This is a genomic window from Pseudomonas sp. GW821-FHT07G06, from assembly GCF_058986625.1.
The window spans coordinates 1-1,068 of record NZ_JBYSVW010000016.1 but is presented as its reverse complement, the minus strand read 5'-3'; the positions used below and the strand labels follow the sequence as shown (position 1 = coordinate 1,068).

Below are 1,068 nucleotides of genomic sequence, written 5' to 3'. Positions count from 1 at the left end.
CAACAGCGCGGCGCAGTACCTGGCCGAGGGGCAGACCAAGACCGAAGTGTTCACGGTGACGCTGACCGACGACTTCGGGGCGACGGTGACCAAGGCCGTGACGATCACCCTGACCGGGACCAACGACCGGCCGACGCTGACCATCGATGACACGTCCGGGGCGATGAACGAAGGCAATGGCGCCGCCACGCTGAGCGACAGCGGGGCGCTGAGCTTCGCCGATCTGGACAGCAACGACGTCGTGACGGTCAGCCAGACCGCCAACAACGACCTCGTCTGGAGCGGCGGCAGCCTCGGTGCGGCGCAGGCCGCGGCGCTGGTCGCCGGCTTCTCGGTGGATCAAACCGGCTGGAACTACAGCAGCAGCGAGAACCTGGACTTCCTGAGCGCCGGTGAAACCATCAGTTTCTCCTACACCGTGGTGGCGACCGATGACAGCGGTACGGGCAACGCGACCTCGGCACCGCAGACGGTGACGATCACCCTGACCGGCACCAACGACCGGCCGACGCTGACCATCGACGACACGACCGGGGCGATGAACGAAGGCAATGGCGCAGCCGCGCTGAGCGACAGCGGAGCGCTGAGCTTTGCCGATGTGGACAGCAACGACGTCGTGACGGTCAGCCAGACCGCCAACAACGACATCGCCTGGAGTGGCGGCACCCTCGGTGCGGCGCAAGCCGCGGCGTTGGTCGCCGGCTTCTCGGTCGATCAAACCGGCTGGAACTACAGCAGCAGCGAGAGCCTGGACTTCCTGAGCGCCGGTGAAACCATCAGTTTCTCCTACACCGTGGTGGCCAGCGACAACAGCGGCGCGGGCAACGCCGCTTCGGCGGCGCAGACGGTGACGATCACCCTGACCGGGACCAACGACGAACCAGTGCTCAGTTTCGAAACGGGCAACGATGCCGGCGCAGTGCAGGAAGACACCACGTTCAGCGTGAGTGGCCAGTTCAGCTCGGCCGACATCGATCATGACGCCACGGCGACCTGGAGCATTGCCGGGTCAAATACCGGCACCTACGGCTCGATCGCCGTCGATAACAGCGGCCAGTGGACCTACAC

1 protein-coding gene is annotated in these 1,068 nt (G+C 65.6%); it reads left to right on the top strand.

Annotated elements, in window-relative coordinates; all coding sequences use genetic code 11:
* Window positions 1–1,068, top strand: a 1,068-nt coding sequence (locus tag AC3WJW_RS23045) for a VCBS domain-containing protein (RefSeq protein ID WP_493727647.1), incomplete at both ends; no start/stop codon positions are given.